Source organism: Isoptericola sp. NPDC056605 (assembly GCF_042792795.1).
Taxonomy (GTDB): Bacteria; Actinomycetota; Actinomycetes; order Actinomycetales; family Cellulomonadaceae; genus Isoptericola.
The window spans coordinates 24,349-44,582 of sequence record NZ_JBHTVT010000013.1 but is presented as its reverse complement, the minus strand read 5'-3'; the positions used below and the strand labels follow the sequence as shown (position 1 = coordinate 44,582).

Genomic DNA, 20,234 nt, shown 5'->3' with positions numbered 1-20,234 from the left:
GCCGATCCAGACCTCCGAGGGCGCCCCTTGCCCGACCGTGAAACTTCATACCTCCCGGGGGTGTCGTCGACCGGTCAGCGGGCGAGCTCCGGCGGCAGGCCGCTCGAGCCCGCGCCCACCAGGTCGGCGTCGTGCAGGTGGCACGCGACGCGCCGCTCCTCGCCCGTGCGCGGCGGCCCCAGCACGGGGCGCACGTCGCGACAGACGTCCATCGCGTGCGGGCAGCGCGGCGCGAACGGGCAGCCCGCGCCGAGCCGCTGGAGGTCGGGCGGGGCGCCGGGGATGCCGGACAGCTCGCGCCGCGGCCCGCGCAGCGGGGGGAACGAGCCGAGCAGGCCGGCGGAGTACGGGTGCCGCGGCCTGCGGTAGACCTCCTGCGCGGTGGCCTCCTCCACGATCTCGCCCGCGTACATGATGGCGATGCGGTCGGCGACCTCCACCAGCAGGGACACGTCGTGGGTGATCAGGACGACGGAGAACCCCAGCCGGTCGCGCAGCTCCATGATCTGCTCGAGGATCTGGCGCTGCATGACGACGTCGAGCGCCGTCGTCGGCTCGTCCATGAGCAGCACCTGCGGCTCCAGGGCGAGCGCCATCGCGATCATCACGCGCTGCCGCATGCCGCCCGAGAGCTGGTGCGGGTACGCGCGGAGGCGGTCCGCGGAGATGCCGACCATCTCGAGCAGCTCCGCCGCCCGCGCCTCGAGGTCCTGGGGCGACAGCCCGGGCCGGTGCGCCCGGATGCCGTCGGTGAGCTGCCGACCGATCCGGAAGACCGGGTTGAGGGAGCTCATCGCGCCTTGGAACACGATGGCGACGTCGCGCCAGCGGGCGGCGCGCAGCTGCGCGTCGGTCAGGCCGAGGACGTCGCTGCGCCGGCCCTCGCGGTCGGTGAGCCACACCTCCCCGCCGGTGATGAGGCCGGGCGGCGGCAGCAGCCGGGTCGCGGCGTACGCGAGCGTCGACTTGCCGCAGCCGGACTCCCCCGCCAGGCCGAGCACCTCGCCGCGGTGCAGGGTCAGGTCCACGCCCCGCAGCACGTGCGTCGGGTCGTCGCCGAAGCCGTAGTCCACGTGCAGGTCGCGGATCTCCAGCACGGGCTCGCTCATCTGTCCTCCTGGGTGGGCTCGGTGGGGCGCGCCGGCCTCACCACCGGGGTGAAGCCGACGCGCGGGCGGATGCCACGGCGGCGCAGGGTGCGGGCGTGCATGCCGGTGCTGCGCAGGCGCGGGTTGACCAGCTCGTCGATGCCGAAGTTGATCAGGGTGAGCGCCATGCCCAGCAGCGCGATGCACAGGCCGGCGGGCACGAACCACCACCACGCGCCGCGCTGCAGCGCCAGGTTGTTCTGGGCCCAGAACAGGATGGTGCCCCAGTTCCACTCGCTCACCGGGGTGATGCCGATGAACGCGAGCGTCACCTGGCTGAGGACGGCGAACGTCACGGTGCCGACGAAGCCCGCGGCGATGATCGCCGTGAGGTTGGGCAGCACCTCCGCCAGCACGATGCGCCACGTGCGCTCGCCCGTGGCCCGCGCCGCCTCGACGAAGTCCCGCTTCCGCAGGGACAGCGTCTGGGCGCGCAGCACGCGCGCGCCCCACGCCCACCCGGTCACGCCGATGACGAGCGCCACGGTGATGCCGCCCGCGCTGGGCAGCTGCGCCGCGATGATGATGATGAGCGGCAGCTGCGGGATGACGAGGAACACGTTCGACAGTGCCGAGAGCCCCTCGTCGCCCAGCCCGCCGACGAACCCGGCCGTGACGCCGACGAGCACGCCGAGCACGGTGGCACCGAGCCCGGCGACCAGGCCCACGACCAGCACGCCCCGGGTCCCGACGATGATCTGCGACAGGATGTCCCGCCCGGTGTGGTCGGTGCCGAGCCAGTGCGCGCCGGACGGCGGCTGCAGCAGGGCGGTGCTCACCTGGTTCGGGTCGTACGGCGCGATCCACGGGCCGACGACGGCGAGGATCCCGAAGAACACGAGGATCGCGATGCCGACGAGCGCCTTGGAGTTGCGCAGGAACAGCAGCCGGGGGCGCCGGCCCGGGCGCGCGACGCCCTGCCCGACGTCGTTCGGCCCCGTGGGTGCCGCGACCTCGATCGCGGTGGTCGATGTGGCCATGTCAGCCCTCCTGCCGGGTGCGGGGGTCGAGCGCCGCGTAGGCCAGGTCCGCCACGAGGTTGGCGACCAGCACGGACAGCGTGATGACGAGGAAGCAGCCCTGCATCAGCGGGTAGTCGTGGGTGGAGACCGCCTGGTAGAGCGTGTAGCCGATGCCCTGGTAGCTGAAGACCATCTCCATGACGAGCGTGCCGCCGACGACGAAGCCGAGTGCCAGGGCGAAGCTGGAGACCTGCGGCAGGATCGCGTTGCGCGCCGCGTACCCCACGACGACCGCCCGGGCGGGCAGGCCCTTGGCGTGCGCCACGGTGACGTAGTCCTCGCTGGAGACGGTGACCATCATGTTGCGCATCCCGAGGATCCAGCCCGAGATCGACGACACGACGATCGTCAGCGCGGGCAGGGTGCCGTAGTAGATCACCGAGCCGACGAACTCCCAGCTCAGCGACGGCACCATGCCGCGGTCGTAGCTGCCGTTGGACGGGAACCAGCCGAGGTTGACGGCGAACACCGCGATGGCGATGAGGCCCAGCCAGAAGTACGGCACCGCCGAGAAGAAGGTCGTGATCGGCAGCAGCGAGTCCGCCCAGGTGCCGCGTCGCCAGCCGATGCCGGTGCCGACGGCCGTGCCGAGCAGGAAGGCGATGATCGTGGCGATGCCGACCAGGCCGACCGTCCAGGGCAGCGCCTGCGTGACGATGTCGGACACGGGTGTCGGGAAGTGGGTGAAGCTCAGCCCGAGGTCGCCGTGCAGCAGCATCTGCCAGTAGTGCACGTACTGGTCCCACAACGACATGTCCTGGTCGAGCCCGAACAGCACACGCAGCGACTGCTCGGCGTTCGAGTCGATCCGGCCCTGCATGCGCCCCATGAGGGCGGTGACCGGGTCGCCCGGCAGCAGGCGCGGCACGAAGAAGTTGATGGTGATGGCGGCCCAGGCGGTGAACAGGTAGAACAGCGCGCGGCGCAGCACGAACCTCATGCGTCCCCTCCCGTCGGCGTCAGCACCGGGGCGTCGGCGCGGTCGGCGTACCCCCAGCAGGCGGCCTGCCGGGGCTCGCCCGCCGGCCCACGGCCGACGTCGAGCAGGGGCGGCGCCTCGGCCGCGCACAGGTCGGTGGCGAACGGGCAGCGCGGGTGGAAGCGGCAGCCCGAGGGTGGCCGCACCAGGCTGGGCGGCTCGCCGCGAGGGGCGCCCGCCGGCCGCTCGGCGAGGTTCTCCGGGTCGGGGGCCGACGCCAGGAGCAGCCGCGTGTACGGGTGCTTCGGGTCCTGGGTGACCGACTCGCTGTCCCCCGACTCCACGACCCGCCCCGCGTACATGACCAGGGTGGTGTCCGCGAAGTACCGCGCCGAGGCGATGTCGTGCGTGATGTAGAGGATCGCCAGGTGCAGCCGGTCGCGCAGGTCGGCGAGCAGGTTGAGGATGCCGAGCCGGATGGACACGTCGAGCATCGAGATGGGCTCGTCGGCCAGCAGCACCTCCGGGTCGGCCGCGAGCGCCCGCGCGATGGCGATGCGCTGGCGCTGCCCGCCGGACAGCTCGTGCGGGAACTTGTCGACGTACCGCTCGGCGGGCGTGAGGTGCACGCGCTCGAGCAGCTCGGCGAGGGCCCGCTCCAGCTCGTCCCCGCGCAGACGGCCGCGGTGGATGCGCAGCGCCCGCGTGAGCGTGTACCGCACGGGGTGCACCGGGTTCAGCGAGGAGAACGGGTCCTGGAAGATCATCTGGACGCGGTTCACGTAGCGGCGGAACGCGCGGCGTCCGCGCGCCCGCGCGTCGGTGCCGCCGAGCAGCAGCCGGCCCGCGGTGGCGGGCTGGAGCTGGGAGAGCAGACGCGCCACGGTGGACTTCCCGGAGCCGGACTCGCCGACGAGGGCCACGACGCGGCCGGCGTGCAGCGCGAGGTCCACGCCGTCGACGGCGTGCACGACGGCGCCGCGCCCGGAGCCTCGGCCGCCGCCCTTGACCAGGTAGTGCTTCGTGAGCCCGACGGCCTCGAGCACGGGCGCGCCGGGGTCGGTGCTGGGGGTGCCCCCCGGGGCGCCGGCAGGCGCCCCGGGGGTGGTGGTGTGGAGGGACATCAGGACGCGGGCTCCAGGTGCATGACGATCTGGGCGGCCTGGACCCCCGTGGGCTGCGGCTGGTTGTACGGGTCGTCCTCGGACGGCCAGCCGACGTAGTTCAGCGACGAGTACTGCGCGGTGGCGGGGCGCGACCAGATCGGGATGGCGGGCACCTGCTCCACGTAGACCTGCTGGATCGTGTCCATCGCGGCCTGGCGCGTGGCGTCGTCGGTCGCCGCCGCGTAGTCGGCGAACGCCTTCGTCGCGGCGTCGTCCTGGAACCGGCCGAAGTTCCACGTGGCCGGCTCGCCGAGCTTCTTGTACTGCGCGCCGTCGAACTGGTCGGCGTACATGTCCCACGGCGTCGCGCCGCCGTCGGTCCAGTGCAGCGTGGCCTGGAAGTCGCCCGGCGGGATGACGTCGGCGAACCAGCCGTCCTGGTTGACGGGGTTGACCGTGGCGTCGGCGCCCAGCGTCGCGGCCGCGTTCTTGATGAGGTCGAGCGCGGTGAGGTAGTCGTTCCAGCCCGCCGGGTTGGTGAGCTCGAAGGTCACCTTCTCGCCGTCCGGGTCGACGAGCTTCTCGCCCTCCCAGGTGTAGCCGGCGTCGGTGAGCAGCGCCTTGGCCCCCTCGACGTCGACGGCGAGGTCGGTGTCCGCGTAGGCGTCGGAGAGGAACGGCTCTCCCGCGGGCAGCGGCAGGCCGGTCGCGTTCGTCAGCGGCGGGTTGACGCCGGAGGTGGCGACGTCCACCAGCTCCTGCCGGTCGACGACCATGTTGAGCGCCTGCCGGAAGGCGACGTCGTCGAACGGCTTCTTCTCGTTGTTGAGGAACAGCGCGTCGATGCCGAGGCCGGCGGCGGCGTACTGGTGGTAGTGCTCCGGGTCCTGCGCGATGTAGACGTTCTCGTAGTCGGCGATGAACGTCCAGCCCCACTGCGCCTCGCCCGTGGTGAGGGCCGTGGTCAGGGCGTTGTTGTCGTTGTACGACGAGTACCGGATCTCCGGGACCTTGGGCTGACCGCCCCAGTAGTCGTCGCGCGCCTTCACGGTGGCCGCCTGCGGCGTCCACGACTCGAGCGTGTAGGGGCCGGTGCCGACGGGCTCCTCGTTCGTGAACGTCGTCGGGTCGTCGACGTCCTTCCACAGGTGCTCCGGCACCATGAGCAGGTCGTACAGCTTGGACTGGTTGACGTACTGCGGGGCCGTGAACGACACGGTCACGGTGGTGCCGTCGGTCTCGACCTTGTCGTACGGCAGCGCGGCCGCGTTGAGGCCCTCGTGGTCGATACGGAGCTGGATCGAGAACGCGACGTCGTCCGCGGTGAAGTCCTCACCGTCCGACCAGGTCACGCCCGACCGCGGCGTGATGACGGCCTGCGTGTAGTCCTCGTTCCACTCGATCTTCTCGGCGAGCCAGGGCTCCGGGTCCTCGGACGGCTTGGCCTGGTTGCGCATCATGAGCGGCTCGTAGATGACGAACGCGTAGCCGAGGGAGAGCGCGGACGAGCCGGTCGCGAACGGCGACTGGTTCTGGGTCTGCACGCCGTTGGGCATGCCGACGGTCAGGGTCTCCGTGCCGACGCCGCCGGAAGAGGCGGACGGGCTGTTCCCGCCGGCGCCGCCGCCACAGGCCGCGGCCAGCAGGGCCACGACCGCGGCGCTCGCGACCGCCGTGCTGAGCTTGCGGATTCTCACGGTGTGCCTCCTTGCACGAGCCCCGCCGCCGATGGCGGGGCGATGGGTAGGTGATCGGTGCTGGATGGTCAGGGCTGGATGGTCAGGGCTGGATGGTCAGGGCTGGATGCCGGGCGCGACGACGAGGTCGACGTCGAGCCGGGGGTCGCGCACCGAGCGGCTCGCGGTGAGCCGGTAGGTGCCGGGCGGGGTGGTCCAGCCGCCGGCGGCGGCGTCCCACGTCTGGAGGGCGCGCCGGGGGACGCGCACCTCGGCGGTGGCGCGCTCTCCCGGCGCGGCGTCGACGACGGCGAAGCCGCCGAGCCAGCGCACGGGGCGCTCGGGATCGGTGGCGACCGTGCCGGCGGGCGGGGTCACGTAGACCTGCACGACCTCGCGCCCCGGGCGCGTGCCGGTGTTGCGCACGGCGACGCGCACGACGACGTCCTCCCGGGCGTCGGCAGGCACGGCGTCGGCGGGCACGGCGTCGGCGGCCTCGTACTCCCACGTCGTCCAGCCGAGCCCGTGCCCGAACGGGGCGGCGGGCTCGGGGCCTCCCGCCCCCGGCCCGGCGTCGAGGCGGCGCTCCCAGGCGCGGTAGCCGACGTCGAGCCGCTCGGCGTAGTCGACGACGCCGCCGGCGGGGATCGCGTGCGGCACGGGCACGTCCGCGGCCCGGGCGGGCAGGGTCCACGGCAGGCGGCCGGACGGCTCGGTGACTCCGGTGAGCACGTCCGCGAGGCCGGTCCCGGCCTCCTGGCCGGGCAGCCAGCCCCACAGCACGGCCGGCGCCTCGTCGTACCAGGGCAGCAGCACCGGCGCGCCGGCGTTGACGACCACCACGGTGCGCGGGTTGGCGGCGAGCACGCGCCGCACCAGCTCGTCCTGCGTGCCGGGCAGCGCCAGGTCGGCGCGGTCGTAGCCCTCGGACTCGACCTCGTGCGTGGTGCCCACGACGACGACGGCGACGTCGGCCTCCCTGGCCGCGGCGGCCGCCGCCTCGAGCTCGTCCTCGGCCGTCGGCCCGGGCAGCCGGTGCACCAGCGCGCCGCGCACGAACCGGTCGTAGCCGACGGGGTGCACCACCTGCAGCTCCGCCTCCAGCAGGGTGCCGTCGGCGCCGCCCTCGACGGCGAGGGTCGAGGCGATCGGGTGGTTGTGGCCCGAGGCGAGGATGACGTCCTCGTCCACGACGACGTCGCCGGCGGAGGCCGTCCTGCCGTCCACCGTGACCTGGTGCGCCCCCACCGTGCCCACCCCGAGCTCGTGGGTGCCCGGCTCGTCGGTGCGGACCCGTGCGCTGAGGCGCAGGGTCGCGTCGTCGGGGCCGACGTCGGCGCACCAGCCGTCCCAGGCGCCGCGGGTCTCGACGCGGCGGACGGTGCCGTCGGCGGCGAGCCACTCCAGGCGCACGCCCGGCGCGCCGGTGACGGGGTCGGTGCAGCGGGCCGGGTCGAGCGCCGGCGGGTTGCGCAGCACGCGCGAGCCGGCGACGAGATCGACGACCGAGCCCGCCGGGAGCGCGGCGCGCAGCGCCTCGGCGGGGTACGTGAGGCGGTCCGGCACGACGAACGACGAGCCACCGCCCTGGAAGAACGGCTCCACGGCGTGCGCCCCGAGCAGCGCCACGCGCAGGGGCGCGCCGTCGGGCCCGTCCGCGACCGGGACCAGGCCGTCGTTCTTGAGCACGACGACGGAGCGTCCGACGAGCTCGCGCAGCAGCGGCACCGGGTCCTCGGCCGGGACGGGCCCGCCGTCGACGACAGGTCCGCCCGGCAGCGCGAGCCGCCCGACGCGGTGCGCGAGCCGCAGCAGGCGGCGCACCTTGTCGTCGAGGTCGGCGACGGCCACCTCCCCGGACCGGACGGCGGCGAGCAGGCCGTCGCCCCACGGCCCGTCGGGCCCGGGCATCTGCAGGTCGAGGCCCCCGCGCACGGCGGGCGCGACGGACTGCGTGGCGACCCAGTCGCTCACGACGAGGCCGTCGAAGCCCCACTCCTCCTTGAGGACGCCGGTGAGCAGCGGGCGGTGCTCGAGGGCGGGCGCGGCGACGGTGCCGTCGTCGACCCCGCTGTACGCGCCCATGACGCTCCACGCACCGGCGGCGACGAGGCGGTCGAACGGCGCGAGGTACACCTCCCGCAGCGTCCGCTCGTCGACGCGGGCGAGGTAGCGCGTGCGGTCCGTCTCGGAGTCGTTGGCCACGTAGTGCTTCACGCACATCCCGACCCCGCGCTCCTGCGCCGCCGTGACGAGGGCGACGGCGACCTCGGCCGTGAGGTGCGGGTCCTCCGAGTAGCACTCGAAGTGCCGCCCGCCGACGGGCGTGCGCTGGAGGTTGACCTGCGGCGCCAGGACCACGTCCACCCCGTGCCGGCGGGCCTCCGCCGCGAAGAGCCGTCCCGTGCGCCGGGCCAGCTCGACGTCCCACGTGGCGGCGAGCGCCGACGGCGCGGGCAGCATCGCGGAGGTGCCGTGGCCCTGCGGGTCGCGCACCCCCACCGGGCCGTCCGACATGACGACGGGCTCGAGCCCGATCCGCTCGACGGCGCGGGTCGCCCACATGGACGCGCCGACCACGAGGGCGGCCTTCTCGTCGACCCCGAGGAGGTCCACGAGCGCGTCGATCTCGATCTCGGTGCTGGCGTCGGTGCTGGCGTCGGTGCTGGTGTCGGTGCTGGTGACAGCGGTCTGCGATGACACGCGGCGGTACTCCCTCGTCCTGGTCGGCGTCGACTGGCGCCCAGTGAAGCACAGTTACTGACAGGTAAGTAAGTAGACGAAGGTCACAGTATGGTGACGCCATGGCAGACGGCAGCACCCCGCGACGGACCCGCCCCTCGAAGGCCGAGCGGCGCGAGGAGATCCTCGGCGCGGCGACGCGCGTGTTCGGCTCGAAGGGCTATCACGCGGGGTCGCTGGTCGACGTCGCCGAGCAGGTGGGCATCACGCACGCGGGCGTGCTGCACCACTTCGGCAGCAAGGACAAGCTGCTGTGGGCCGTGCTGGAGTACCGCGACCGGGTCGACGTCGAGCACCTCGAGGGGCAGCACATCCCCGGCGGACTCGACCTGTTCCGCCACCTCATGACGACCGCGCGGATCAACGCCGACCGGCGCGGCATCGTGCAGGCCTACTCGGTGCTCACGGGCGAGTCCGTCACCGACGGCCACCCGGCGGCCGCCTGGGTCACCGAGCGCTTCACGGTGCTGCGCGGCGAGATCACCACGGCGCTGCGGCAGGTGGCGCAGGAGCGCGGCGTGGCGCTCGAGGAGGCACGCGCCCGCAGCGCCGCCAGCGCCGTCATCGGCGTCATGGACGGCCTCCAGGTGCAGTGGCTCCTGGACCCGGACGCCGTCGACCTCGCGGAGGAGACCGCGTTCGCGATCGAGGCGATCCTCGCCGCCGTCCTCGCCGGGCCGGACGCCCCGCGCGTCGTCCCCGCGAGGTAGTCCAGAGATCCGCGAGGTAGCTCGGAAGACCGCGAGGTAGCTCGAAGAACCGCCGAGGTAGCTCGTCGGGCCACGGTGGAGCGCCACCGGGCCGACCTGTGAACTACCTCGCGGTCTTCCGAGCTACATCGCGGATCTCTGGACTACCTCCCGGCGGTCAGCCGGTCACCAGGGTGAGGTCGTAGGCGTCGAGGATCTCGCCCACCGGCTGGAAGAACGTCGTGCCGCCGGACGTGCAGTTCCCGGAACCGCCGGACGTGACGCCCTGCGCCTGGTCGCCCGCCAGCAGCGAGCCGCCGGAGTCGCCCGGCTCCGCGCACACGTCGGTGCGGATGAGCCCGTCGACCGTGCCCTCGGCGTAGGAGACCGAGACGTCGAGCGCCTCGACGGTGCCGCAGTGCCAGCCCGACGTCGAGCCGGAGCGGCACACCTGGGCCCCCACCGGCGCCGGCTCGGCGCCCGCGACGGCGACCTGGCCGCCCGCCCAGTCGTTCACGGCACCGACCGGCGTGCTGCCGAGCCCCACCTGGACGTACCCGTAGTCGTCGCCGGGGAAGCTCGACCCGGCGAACGTGCCCGTGGGCTGCGACGTCGGGTCGCCCGCGGAGCCGCAGTGCCCCGCGGTGACGAAGCCGTCCGTGACGGCGAAGCCCACCGAGCAGCGCGACGCCCCGTTGATGTAGTACGCGTTGCCCCCGACGACGTCGTCGAGCACCCGTGGCCGCTCGGCGGTCGTGCGCACCGTGGCGGCGCCGCTCGGCACGCCCGCCGCGGCCAGCGCGTCGTCGACGTCCGCCCGGGCGTCCGCCCCTGCCAGCGTCTCGACCACGAGGGTGTTGTCCTGCACGTCCACGTGCCAGCCGGTCACGCCGACGGCCGCGGCGGCATCGTCGCCCAGGTCCGCGGCCCAGCCCTCGAGCTGGTCCAGCGAGTACCGGGCGTCCACCGCCCGACCGCCCGCGGCGCGCACGGCGGCCTCGACGGCACCGCCCGCGTCGCCCGCCGTGGCGACGAACAGCCGGTCGAGCTCGGGGTCGAGCCACGCGCCGGCGAAGTCGTCACCGAGCTTCTCCCGCAGCCGCTCCTGCGCGGCCGCGGCGTCGTCCTGGAAGTCCAGCCGTTCGACGGCGCGCTCCTTCGACACGCCGAGGTCGTCCGTCATGGCCCGCAGGAGCCCGGCCGGATATCGGTCCGCGCCCGCGACGTCGTCGTCGGGGTCCGGACCGGCGGCCTGGGCCGTCGCCGCGGTCGCCGCGAGCGTGAGCCCGGCAGCCGTGGCGGCCATCGTCCTGAAGGTCGTGCGTCTCATCGGAGAATCCCTTCCGTCAGGTACCGGACGGTTGCCCGGCGCACCACACGCTACGGGGGTGACCAGCCCGCGGCCAGGGCGCGTCCAGCCCGCCGCCGGGTGCACACTGATCCTTCGTGCACCCGATCCCGTGGCTGCGCCCGCACCGGGTGCCCGCGACGTCCCCCGCCTCGCCCGCGAGCCTGCGCCGTCGTCCGGCGCAGGTGGTCACCCTCGCCTTCCTCGCGACGATCGGCGCCGGCACGGCGCTGCTGAGCCTGCCGGTCAGCGCCACCGGGAGGAACGCGAGCTTCGTCGAGGCCCTGTTCACCGCGACGTCCGCGGCCTGCGTGACCGGCCTCGCCGTCGTGGACACCGAGACGTTCTGGACGCCGTTCGGGCAGGTCGTGATCCTGCTGCTCATCCAGGTGGGCGGCTTCGGCGTCATGACCCTCGCGTCGCTGCTCGGCCTGCTGCTGACCCGCCGCCTGGGGCTCAGCACCCGCCTGGTGGCGACCGAGTCGACCCGCTCGGTCGGGATGGGCGACGTCCGGCGCGTGCTGCTCGGCGTGCTGCGGTTCACCGTCGTCACCGAGCTGGTGGTGGCCGTGCTGCTCACGGCGCGGTTCGCCGCCGCCTACGACGAACCGCTCGGCCACGCCGTCTGGTCCGGCGTGTTCCACGCGGTGTCCGCGTTCAACAACGCGGGCTTCTCGATCTACAGCCAGAACCTCGTGCCGTTCGTCGCCGACCCGTGGGTGTGCCTGCCGATCTGCGCGGCGATCATCATCGGCGGCCTCGGCTTCCCGGTGCTGCTGGAGCTGTGGCGCCTGCACCGCACCCGCAGGACCGAGGACGGGCCGACCGATCTGCAGCGCCTGTCGCGCTGGAGCGTGCACACGCGGCTCACCGTGCTGATGACGGTGGTGCTGCTCGTGGTGGGCACGGTGTTCTTCCTCGCGGCCGAGTGGCGCAACCCGGGCACGTTCGGCCCCCTCGACCCGCCCGCGAAGGTGCTGGCCGCGTTCACGCAGGCGGTGATGCCCCGCACCGCGGGCTTCAACTCCGTGGACCTGTCGCAGGCCAACAACGGCACGTGGTTCTTCACCGACATGCTGATGTTCATCGGCGCCGGGTCGGGCGGCACCGCCGGCGGCATCAAGGTGACGACGTTCGCCGTCCTCGCCGTCGCGATCTGGTCGGAGCTGCGGGGCGACCCCGACGCCACGCTCTGGGACCGGCGCCTGACACCGAGCACCCAGCGGCAGGCGCTCACCGTCGCGCTCGTCGGCGTCGCCGCCGTGGTGCTGCCCACCCTCGCGATCACGCTGTCCACCAGCCTGTTCACCCTGGACCAGGTGCTGTACGAGGTGGTCTCCGCGTTCAGCACCACCGGCCTGTCCACCGGCATCACCGCGGACATGCAGCCCTGGCACCAGCTCGTGCTCGTGGCCCTGATGTTCCTCGGCCGGCTCGGGCCCATCACGCTCGGCACCGGCCTCGCGATGCGCGACCGGCAGCGCCTGTACCGGCGCCCGGAGGCGGCCGTCGTCATCGGCTGACGCCCCCGCCACGCATCGAGCGTGCTGGATCGATCCTCAGACGGCCGGTTCGAGGATCGATCCAGCACCGACGATTCCTCGCGTGTCAGCAGTTCGTCCCGGCGTACGTGCCGACGGCCTGCGCGGCCTCCTGGAACTCCGAGCCGGTCATGGCGGACATGGCGTCCTGCAGCTTCGTCATCGCCTCGGCGTCGGTGGGGTCCTCGGCCGCGGCGCTCAGGCCGTCCGTCGCGGTGCGGAACGACGTGGTCAGCGCCTCCCAGTCGTCGGCGATCTCCGCGGGCGGCTCGCCGACGCTCTCGAGCGTGGTGGTGAGGTCCTCGAGCTTGTCGACCGTGGGCTGCAGGTCGGACGGGTCGACGTCGCCCATCGCGGAGGACGCCTCGGTGAGGGCCTGGACGGCGCCGCACACGTCGCCGCCGGCCGCCTCGTCGGCCGGGGCCTCCTCCTCGGCCGGGCTCTCCTCGGGCGCCTGCTCCTCGGCGGCGGGCGTGCCCTCGCCGGAGCCGGACCCCGAGTCGCCGGAGCCGCTGCAGGCGGCGAGGCCGAGGGAGAGCAGGGCGGCGGCGGCCACGGCGGTGGCACGGGTCATCGTCAGTCGGTTGCGCATGGGGACCATCGTGACCGACGGGCGCCGCTCCTGCGCCCCGGCGCGACGGGGAGTTCTCCCCATGTGGCACGGCCCACGCCCGGCAGGCCCCCGGGCGGCGCCGTCAGTCGGCGGGGCGGAGGAAGCCGTCGCGCACCAGGCCGCGGACGGCGGGGAACAGCTCGGCCCGCAGGTCGTCGGCGGGGACGTCGAGCAGCGCGCCCAGCGCCCCGACGATCTGCCCGACGGCGAGCTCGCCGTCGCACACCCCGACGAACGCCGCGAGGCCGGTGGAGGCGTGCACCCCGCGACCCAGCCCGTCGCCCTGCCGGATCACGACGACGTTCGGGTCGGCCTGCCCGGGCGTGTGGAACCGCTCCTCGGTGACGTCGTCCGCGACCACGAGGTGGGCGCCGGCGAGCGCCGCGTCGTCGCGCGCCTCGAGCCAGTCGTGCGCCGCGAGCGACGCCGCGACGTGCGCGCCGAGCGGCTGGTGCACGGAGCCGGTGTGCTCCTCGAGGCGGCGCAGCGTCGGCCGCGCGCCGCCCGTGGGCCGGCGGAGGGTGACGATGCCGAAGCCGACGGCTTCCACGTCGCGGGACGCGAAGTCGTCCAGCCACGCGCCGTACGCGGCGGCCCAGGCGCCCGGCTCGCGCTCCGGGGTGGTGCCGCCGTCGCGGATCCACGTCTCGGCGTACTCCGCCGGGTCGAGCACCTCGCGCTGGATCACCCAGCCGTCCAGGCCGGCGGCGTCGAGCCACGCGCCCACGCGCTCGTCCCACGGCTCGCCGCGCCGGTGCTCCCAGTTGCCCAGCAGCTGCGCGACACCGCCGGGCGCGAGCACGCCGCCGACGTCACGCACCAGGTCCCGCACCAGGTCGTCGCCCGAGCGGCCGCCGTCGCGGTACTCGTAGTCGCCCAGCGCCTCCGCCACCGCGGCGCCCGCCGCGCCGGCGTGCGGGGTGATGACGAACGGCGGGTTGGAGACGACCAGATCGAAGCTCTCCCCCGCCACCGGGTCCAGCATCGACCCGTGCCGCAGCGCGACGTCGACCCCCGCCGCCGGGGTGTTGAGCGCGAGGTTGAACCGGGCGAAGCCCAGCGCGCGCCGGGACAGGTCGGTCGCCACGACGTGCCGGGCGTGCCGCGCGGCGTGCAGCGCCTGGATGCCGCAGCCCGTGCCCAGGTCGAGCACGCGGCCCACGGGCGTGCGCGCCGTGACCTGGGCGAGCGTCGTGGACGCGCCGCCGGCGCCCAGCACGTGGTCCGTCGCGAGCCGACCGCCCGTGGCCAGCTCGGCGAGGTCGCTCGCCAGCCACCACGACGCCTCCCCGCCCGCGTCGACGGCGGCGTACGGGCGCAGGTCGACGACGGCGCGCACAGCGTCGTCGTCACCCTCACCCGCCGCGGCCACCAGCCCCAGGTGGGCGGCACCGGCGGTGCCGAGGCCGGGCAGCGCCCGGTCAAGCGCCCCGCGCGGCACCTCGTCGGCCAGCAGGAACAGCCGGGCGAGCACGGCGCGTGGCTCGTGCGCGGGCCCGACGTCCGCGAGCGCGCGGCGGGCCGGCACGGTCTGCTCGCGGTGCAGCGCCGCGGACGCGACCTCGCCCAGCGCCTCGCCGACGCCGTCGACGGTGTAGCCCGCCGCCGTCAGGTCCGACCGCAGCGCGTCGACCAAGGACCCGGCGTGCCCCGCCGCGCCGGGCACGGGCGCCGAGGCAGTCGTGGAGGCAGGCGTCGGGGCGAGGCCGTCCGTCGTCATCGGCCCGCGCACTCGGTCGACAGGAACGTGGTGATGTCCTTGGCGGCCGTCGTGGCGTCGGCCGTGTCGTCCGCGGTGATCGCGCCGGCCATCGCGGAGCTCACGGCGTTCGCGTCGTCCGCGTCGACGCCCTCGAACGCCGTGACGGCGCTGTCGAGGTAGTCCGCCATCGCGCCCCAGGGCTCCGCCACGCCCTCCGGCGGCTCGGCGTCTGCCATCGCCGTGTCCGCGGTGCGGAAGCTCTGCACCAGCGCGCGCGGGTGCTCCGGGCTGAGGTCGACGAGCGCGCGGTTGGTCGTGGACCAGGCCTGCTGCAGCCCGGCGCACGTCTCGCGGTCGAGGCCCTCGCCGTCCGTCGCGTCCGCGCTCGGGTCGGGCGACGCCTCCGGGTCCGACGCCGCGTCCTTCGACCGGCTCGGCTCGCCCTCGACGCCCATCGCGAGGTCGCCGGGGATCGAGACCGCCGGGGCGGGCTCCGCGACCGGCTCCTCGCCGCCGTCGGACTGCCCGCAGCCGGCCAGCGCGGCCCCGGTCACGAGCATCCCCACGACGACGACCGGGAGGTGGCGGGGCAGGAGGCGGGCGCGGCGCATCCCCCTATGGTGCGTCACCGCCCGCGCGCGCGGAAATCTCCGCTCAGTCGGCGGGCGCGTCGTCCGGGGTGTCGTCCGGGGTGTCGTCCGACGTGTCGTCCGGGGTCTCGTCAGGCGCGTCGGTCGCGCCGCAATCGTCCTTGAGGAAGGTGGTGACGCGGTTCGACGCCGCCGTCATCGCCGGGGTGTCGAGCTCCGCCAGGGCCTCGGCGACGGCCGTCGCGACCTCGCCCTCGCCGGCCGCCTCGATCTCGTCGGCGACCGCGCCGACGTAGGTCGCCACGGTGAGCCAGTCGTCACGCACCTCCGTGGGCGGCCGGACCTCGGCGAGGGCGTCGCGGGCACCCACGAAGCCGCGCCGCAGGGTGGCCGGGTCGTCGGCCGTCATCTCGACCTGGAGGGACGCCGACCGCGACCACGCGGCCTGCACCACCGGGCACTCGTCGGGCGGGCCGGCCGCGAGGACCGCCTCGGCGGGGGCGCCGGCGTCCGCCACGAAGCCGGACGCCACCCCGACCCCCATGCCCAGGAGCAGCGCGACGGCGCCGGCGGCCGCGAACGACGAGCGGCGACGCCAGATCCCCGGCACCGGTCGCCTCAGGCGACCGACCACGCCGCGCGAGGCGCCACCGGCGCGTCTCGTGCTGGCCCTCATGCTGCCGAAGGCTACCGGGAGAGCGCACGACGCCGGAACGTCGCCGCAGGTGGGAGCATGCGGCTTGACCCGTGGCGGGCGTTCGGCCAGATTACGCGCGTGACCTCTACCACGCCCGGCCTGTGGGTGCATCCCGAGAATGACCCGCGAGCGACGGGCGTCGACCCGGTCGGCGAGAAGGAGACCCTCTGGGAATACCTCTGCCGCTACCGCATGACGCTGGTCATGAAGTGCGAGGGCCTCGACGCCTCGCAGCTCGCACGCCGTGCCGTGCCGCCGTCGACGCTCTCGCTGCTCGGGCTCGTCCGGCACCTCGCGAACGTCGAGCACCACTGGTTCCGGCGGGTGCTGGAGGGCCTCGACGAGCGCGGCCCGTTCGAGCTGCCCGGCTACCCCGACGTCGACTTCGACGGCGCCCTCCCGGACGCGACCTGCGTCGACGAGGCGTGGGACGCCTGGCACCGCGCCGTCGAGGCCGCGGACGACTGCTTCGCCGGCGAGGACCTGAGCCGCGAGGTGCCCTACGACGGCGGTACCGTCGAGGCCCGCGACGTGCTGCTGCACGTGCTCGAGGAGTACGCCCGGCACATGGGCCACGTGGACCTGCTGCGCGAGTGCATCGACGGGCGCACGGGGCTCTAGCCCCGCGCCCCACCCCGCGCCCCGACCCCGCGCGGCCGCGTAGCGTGCCGACCATGGCGGGTGTGCGGAGCTTCCTCAGCGGCGTCCTGGTCCTGCTCGCGGTGCTGGCGGCGGTGGTCACCGTGCCCGCGCGGTACGTCGAGGGCACCCTGCTGGACACGGACGCGTACGTCGCGGCGACGGCGCCGCTGGCGGACGAGATCACCACGCAGGACGCGGTGGCCGAGGCGCTGACCGGCACCGTGGTCGGCCAGATCGACTCGGGGGTGCTCGCCGGGGCGCTGCGCCCGGTGATCGGCGAGGTGGCCGACGTCTTCGTGCGCTCGGACGCCTTCCCGCCCGCCTGGGAGGAGGCCAGCCGGCAGGGGCACGCCGCGACGGTGGCGGTGCTGCGCGACGAGAGCGACGTCGTCGACGCCGCCGACGGCGTGGTGACCCTCCCCCTCGACCCGTTCCTGGAGGCGGTCGGGCAGGCGCTGCGCGACCGCGGGCTGCCCGTCCCCGAGGGCTTCGCGTCGACCGACGCGGACGTCGTCCTGTACGCGTCCGACGACCTCGCCACCGCCCAGTCGGCCGTCGCCGTGCTGGACCGGTGGACCCCGTGGGCGCTGCCGGCGACGGTGCTGCTCGCCGTCCTGGCCGCCCTCGTCGCCCGGCCCGGACGACGCCTGCGCACGGTCGCGGTGACCGGGGTGCTGACCGCCGTCGCGATGCTCGTGCTCCTCGTGCTGCTGCCGGAGGCCGTGCAGGCGGTCTTCGCCGGGCTCGACGTCGGCGCAGCGGGACGCCAGGTGCTCGACGACACCGTCGACGCGCTGCTGGTGCCGCTGCGCACCCGGCTCTGGTGGGCGTTCGGGGTCGCCGCGGCTGTGGGGGTCGGCGCGGGGGTCACGGCCGGCGTGCTGCGCCGCGGGCGCGCGTCCTGATCCTGCGGCACGGCCCTGCCGCCCGGGCGTCGGCCCGGGCGGCAGGGCAGGTCGAACGCCTGGTCAGGCGTCCGAGGTGGCCCAGAAGAGGGCCTGCGCCGCCTGGCCCAGGCCGCCCTTCGGGTGGGTGCGGAAGAACACCGACGTGCCGAACACGACGGCCCGCGCGCCCGACTCCGCCTCGCCCGAGACCACCGCGGCGTGCCCTGCCGCCGCGTCGGGGCCGTCCGACCCCGCGCCGGACGGCGTCCAGTGCCCGGCGAGGAACGGCCGGTCCGCGTCGTAGGACTGCTCGGCCGTGGTGCCCTCGCCCAGGTCGGTGAACCAGGTCGCCGGATAGACGAACGCCTGGTCCTGGGGGTGCGCGGACAGGAACGACGAGCGCGCGGTGTCGACGTCGACGATCCCGTTGCCCGACCGGTTGCCCGTGACGGCCGAGCCCTCCACGAGCCCGTACGTCTCGGCCACGGCGAACGCGGCCGCCGTGCGACCCACGACCGAGCCGCCGTCGTCCACCCAGCCCTGCACCGCCTCCCGGCCGGCGCTGCCGGCGGGCAGCGTCAGCGACGACCCGACCCAGAGCACGTCGGCGTCCTCGAGGCCCGTCGTCCCGGTCGCCGCGCCGGCCTCGATGCCGGCCGCGGTCACCCGGACCAGGTCGTCGAAGCCGAGCTCGGTCAGGGACAGCAGGTCGTCCTGGCTGCCCGCGTAAGCGACCGTGAGGTCGTCGAGCTCCGCCGCCTCGTCGAGCCGGCGCAGCTCCTGCCGCGTCGCGGCCTCGAACGGGACGTCGTGCTCGCGCGCGACCTCCCGGACGGTCCGGCCGTCCCCGCGCCCGACGACGGCGCGCCCGTCGTCCAGGAGCCAGACCGGGACGTCCTCCTCGAGCAGCGCGTTGAGGGCGCGGTAGTCCTCGACGCCCGCGACGTCGAACGCGACGTGCCGCGCCCCGCGCGGCACGCGGGTGTCCGACGGCTCGCCGCGCAGCGGCACGACCTTCCCGACCGGCCGGTCCGTGGTCGACCCGACGCTGTCGACCGTCGCGCCCCACAGGGACGACAGGCTCCACGCCGAGATGTCGTACATCGACGGCACCTTCGCCGAGATGTCGGTGCCGAGGTCGAGCAGGGCGTTCGCCAGGCCGCGCAGCGGCTGGTGCAGGTCGACGACGAACGATCCGCGCGGGTAGGTGGCGCCACCGACGCGGGTGGCGCGCGTCAGCGTGCCGACCTCGATGCCGTGGAACAGGAGCTGGTCCACCAGCGCCTCGGCGTCGGCGGCGGACCGCTGCCCGTCGCCGACCGGGATCACGTAGGCGCGCGGCAGGTCGACCGGGTCCTGGTCGTCGACCACGTCCCAGTGCTGCTTCCACTCGTCCGGCCCGGGCACGGCCGCCACGTCGTCGACCGTCAGCGCGTCCTTCGGCTCCCCCGCGACGCCCCGGCGGAACGCCTCGATCTGGTCGTCCAGCATCGCGTCGTGGTGGCCGGCCACGTAGTCGATCATCGAGGTCATCGTCTGCTTCGCCACCGCCGTGTTGATCACGGCGTCCTCGGGCGTGGTGGCCGGGCCGGTGCGGCCCTTCGGCAGCTCGACGGTGCTGGTCGTGGCGCCGTGGAACGCGGCGTACTGCGCGGTGAAGATCGGCGGGTAGTCGTCCCACCCGGACGGGGTGTCGCGGTACGGGATCTTGATGAAGCCGGTGTTCTCGTCGACCGCCTCGTCCGTGGCCGGGTCGTAGTAGGTGTTCCCGGGGATCTGCGCGGCGACCACGTCGTCCTCCACCTGGCGCGCGACGGCGTACCCATGGGGGATGAACAGGTCGTACTCGTAGTTCTCGCCGTGCGGCGGCCCGCACGGCTCCACCTGCAGCACGTCGGTGTAGCCGTGGAAGTCGGCCGCGTAGAGCGGCTGCAGCGCCTGCGCGGTCGCGACGAACGACCGCGACTCCGGCGTCGCCCCGGTGATCATGTCGCGGTTCGCGTCGAGGCTCAGGCTCGTGGCCCGGGTGCCCAGGGTGCGCCCGTCGGGGTTGAGCGTCAGCGAGAAGTACAGCCGGTGGTCCTCGAGCAGGGCCGCGGTGGCCGGGTCGTCGGACGTCGCCAGCTCGTCGATGACCTGCATCGCGGCGTCGGTGCCCTCCCACTCGTTGCCGTGGATGTTGGCGCTGATCCACAGCGGCGTCTTGTAGCCCTCGGCGAGGCGGCGGTCGGCCGCGGCCCGCTCCGGGGACGTGCGGATCTCCTCCCGCCACCCGGTCTGCCGCGCGGTCTCGCGGCGGGACTCCGGCGCCGTCACGGTCACCAGGTACAGGTCGCGGCCCGCCGTGGACCGACCCACCACCTGGGTCGAGACCCGGTCGCTCGAGTCCATGAGGGCCGTCAGCCGCGGGGCGATCTCGGCGTAGCTGATCGTGCCGTTGAGGTCGGTCGCGTCGTCGTCCGCCGGCGGGTACACGGTGAGGTCGGGCTGGGACGGGTAGGCGCGGGGCATGTCGATCGCGCCGCCGGTCGTCCCGCCGCCGTGGCCGGGCCCGGAGCGTTGTGCCGTGCGCGCCAGGTCGGCGAACGACGCCGCGCCGGCGGCAGGTGCGTCCCGCTCGGGCCCGCGGCCTTGGCGGTCCTGCCGGTCGTCGGCGGCCGCGGCGGTCACGAACGTCGTCGCCAGGAGGGTGAGGGTGCCGAGCACCGCGACGGTGCGTGGGAGCTTCATGGGTCTCCTTCTTCTCGTCGGCGGCGTGGACTCCGTCGTCCCGCCAGGGGCCGGCGCCGAGCGCCGTCCCCGGCCCAGCATGTCGCGACCCGGGAGCTTCGGCACGGCCGGAAACACGACGTTCACGGGGGAACGACGACCGACCGGGGACCATCCGGGACTATCCCCTTGCGTGCGCGTCG

16 protein-coding genes are annotated in these 20,234 nt (G+C 74.5%); 4 read left to right on the top strand and 12 right to left on the bottom strand.

What is annotated here, in order from left to right; all coding sequences use genetic code 11:
• Positions 1–74: 74 nt before the first annotated feature.
• The 6 genes from ACFQ8Y_RS14045 to ACFQ8Y_RS14020 form a co-directional block, all read right to left on the bottom strand.
• Positions 75–1,109: an ABC transporter ATP-binding protein gene (locus tag ACFQ8Y_RS14045; protein ID WP_430585839.1), complete on the bottom strand. Its 1,035-nt coding sequence runs from the start codon at positions 1,107–1,109 to the stop codon at positions 75–77.
• Positions 1,106–2,128 (bottom strand): ABC transporter permease, encoded by a 1,023-nt coding sequence (locus ACFQ8Y_RS14040; protein ID WP_430585838.1) that lies wholly within the window; start codon positions 2,126–2,128, stop codon positions 1,106–1,108. The genes ACFQ8Y_RS14045 and ACFQ8Y_RS14040 overlap by 4 nt, the downstream gene beginning before the upstream one ends.
• A gap of 1 nt (position 2,129) precedes the next feature.
• Positions 2,130–3,110, bottom strand: coding sequence for an ABC transporter permease (locus tag ACFQ8Y_RS14035; RefSeq protein WP_430552406.1), 981 nt, complete (start codon positions 3,108–3,110; stop codon positions 2,130–2,132).
• Positions 3,107–4,213 (bottom strand): ABC transporter ATP-binding protein, encoded by a 1,107-nt coding sequence (locus ACFQ8Y_RS14030; protein WP_430585837.1) that lies wholly within the window; start codon positions 4,211–4,213, stop codon positions 3,107–3,109. Before ACFQ8Y_RS14030 ends, ACFQ8Y_RS14035 begins: the two co-directional genes overlap by 4 nt.
• Positions 4,213–5,892, bottom strand: a complete 1,680-nt coding sequence (locus ACFQ8Y_RS14025) for an ABC transporter substrate-binding protein (RefSeq protein ID WP_430563973.1) — start codon at positions 5,890–5,892, stop codon at positions 4,213–4,215. Before ACFQ8Y_RS14025 ends, ACFQ8Y_RS14030 begins: the two co-directional genes overlap by 1 nt.
• Before the next feature lie 96 nt (positions 5,893–5,988).
• Complete coding sequence (locus tag ACFQ8Y_RS14020; RefSeq protein WP_430585836.1) at positions 5,989–8,574, bottom strand: beta-glucosidase; 2,586 nt, start codon at positions 8,572–8,574, stop codon at positions 5,989–5,991.
• Between the two features lie 101 nt (positions 8,575–8,675).
• Between ACFQ8Y_RS14020 and ACFQ8Y_RS14015 the strand changes: the two genes are divergently transcribed.
• Positions 8,676–9,323, top strand: a complete 648-nt coding sequence (locus ACFQ8Y_RS14015) for a TetR/AcrR family transcriptional regulator (RefSeq protein ID WP_430552402.1) — start codon at positions 8,676–8,678, stop codon at positions 9,321–9,323.
• A 157-nt stretch (positions 9,324–9,480) separates the two neighbouring features.
• On the opposite strand, the gene ACFQ8Y_RS14010 is transcribed toward ACFQ8Y_RS14015, so the two are convergent.
• Positions 9,481–10,632 carry a S1 family peptidase gene (locus ACFQ8Y_RS14010; RefSeq protein WP_430585835.1) on the bottom strand — a complete coding sequence of 384 codons (1,152 nt, stop codon included), beginning with the start codon at positions 10,630–10,632 and terminating at the stop codon, positions 9,481–9,483.
• 116 nt (positions 10,633–10,748) lie between these two features.
• Here ACFQ8Y_RS14010 and ACFQ8Y_RS14005 point away from each other — a divergent pair, with 116 nt between their 5' ends.
• On the top strand, positions 10,749–12,173 hold the full coding sequence (locus ACFQ8Y_RS14005) for a TrkH family potassium uptake protein (RefSeq protein ID WP_430585834.1): 1,425 nt from the start codon (positions 10,749–10,751) through the stop codon (positions 12,171–12,173).
• An 85-nt stretch (positions 12,174–12,258) separates the two neighbouring features.
• Here the strand turns inward: ACFQ8Y_RS14005 and ACFQ8Y_RS14000 are convergent, their stop codons facing one another.
• The 4 genes from ACFQ8Y_RS14000 to ACFQ8Y_RS13985 form a co-directional block, all read right to left on the bottom strand.
• The gene (locus ACFQ8Y_RS14000) at positions 12,259–12,783 is read right to left on the bottom strand and encodes a hypothetical protein (RefSeq protein WP_430564472.1); all 525 of its coding nucleotides are present in this window, start codon (positions 12,781–12,783) and stop codon (positions 12,259–12,261) included.
• Positions 12,784–12,886: 103 nt separating this feature from the next.
• Positions 12,887–14,524, bottom strand: coding sequence for a methyltransferase (locus ACFQ8Y_RS13995; protein ID WP_430585833.1), 1,638 nt, complete (start codon positions 14,522–14,524; stop codon positions 12,887–12,889).
• Positions 14,521–15,117 (bottom strand): hypothetical protein, encoded by a 597-nt coding sequence (locus ACFQ8Y_RS13990; protein ID WP_430552397.1) that lies wholly within the window; start codon positions 15,115–15,117, stop codon positions 14,521–14,523. The genes ACFQ8Y_RS13995 and ACFQ8Y_RS13990 overlap by 4 nt, the downstream gene beginning before the upstream one ends.
• A gap of 43 nt (positions 15,118–15,160) precedes the next feature.
• Positions 15,161–15,772: a hypothetical protein gene (locus ACFQ8Y_RS13985; protein ID WP_430585832.1), complete on the bottom strand. Its 612-nt coding sequence runs from the start codon at positions 15,770–15,772 to the stop codon at positions 15,161–15,163.
• A gap of 99 nt (positions 15,773–15,871) precedes the next feature.
• Between ACFQ8Y_RS13985 and ACFQ8Y_RS13980 the strand changes: the two genes are divergently transcribed.
• Positions 15,872–16,414, top strand: a complete 543-nt coding sequence (locus ACFQ8Y_RS13980; protein WP_430564468.1) for a DinB family protein — start codon at positions 15,872–15,874, stop codon at positions 16,412–16,414.
• 53 nt (positions 16,415–16,467) lie between these two features.
• Complete coding sequence (locus ACFQ8Y_RS13975; RefSeq protein ID WP_430585831.1) at positions 16,468–17,340, top strand: hypothetical protein; 873 nt, start codon at positions 16,468–16,470, stop codon at positions 17,338–17,340.
• Positions 17,341–17,403: 63 nt separating this feature from the next.
• On the opposite strand, the gene ACFQ8Y_RS13970 is transcribed toward ACFQ8Y_RS13975, so the two are convergent.
• Positions 17,404–20,052, bottom strand: a complete 2,649-nt coding sequence (locus ACFQ8Y_RS13970; RefSeq protein ID WP_430585830.1) for a M14 family zinc carboxypeptidase — start codon at positions 20,050–20,052, stop codon at positions 17,404–17,406.
• Between the last annotated feature and the right edge of the window lie 182 nt (positions 20,053–20,234).

Excerpts from the sequence above, each read along its gene's own strand:
- ACFQ8Y_RS14045 (WP_430585839.1), bottom strand. The coding sequence starts at position 1,109 with ATGAGCGAGCCCGTGCTGGAGATCCGCGACCTGCACGTGGACTACGGC.
- ACFQ8Y_RS14035 (WP_430552406.1), bottom strand. The coding sequence starts at position 3,110 with ATGAGGTTCGTGCTGCGCCGCGCGCTGTTCTACCTGTTCACCGCCTGG.
- ACFQ8Y_RS14040 (WP_430585838.1), bottom strand. The coding sequence starts at position 2,128 with ATGGCCACATCGACCACCGCGATCGAGGTCGCGGCACCCACGGGGCCG.
- ACFQ8Y_RS14015 (WP_430552402.1), top strand. The coding sequence starts at position 8,676 with ATGGCAGACGGCAGCACCCCGCGACGGACCCGCCCCTCGAAGGCCGAG.
- ACFQ8Y_RS14010 (WP_430585835.1), bottom strand. The coding sequence starts at position 10,632 with ATGAGACGCACGACCTTCAGGACGATGGCCGCCACGGCTGCCGGGCTC.
- ACFQ8Y_RS13975 (WP_430585831.1), top strand. The coding sequence starts at position 16,468 with ATGGCGGGTGTGCGGAGCTTCCTCAGCGGCGTCCTGGTCCTGCTCGCG.
- ACFQ8Y_RS14000 (WP_430564472.1), bottom strand. The coding sequence starts at position 12,783 with ATGCGCAACCGACTGACGATGACCCGTGCCACCGCCGTGGCCGCCGCC.
- ACFQ8Y_RS13985 (WP_430585832.1), bottom strand. The coding sequence starts at position 15,772 with ATGAGGGCCAGCACGAGACGCGCCGGTGGCGCCTCGCGCGGCGTGGTC.
- ACFQ8Y_RS13995 (WP_430585833.1), bottom strand. The coding sequence starts at position 14,524 with ATGACGACGGACGGCCTCGCCCCGACGCCTGCCTCCACGACTGCCTCG.
- ACFQ8Y_RS13970 (WP_430585830.1), bottom strand. The coding sequence starts at position 20,052 with ATGAAGCTCCCACGCACCGTCGCGGTGCTCGGCACCCTCACCCTCCTG.
- ACFQ8Y_RS13990 (WP_430552397.1), bottom strand. The coding sequence starts at position 15,117 with ATGCGCCGCGCCCGCCTCCTGCCCCGCCACCTCCCGGTCGTCGTCGTG.
- ACFQ8Y_RS14030 (WP_430585837.1), bottom strand. The coding sequence starts at position 4,213 with ATGTCCCTCCACACCACCACCCCCGGGGCGCCTGCCGGCGCCCCGGGG.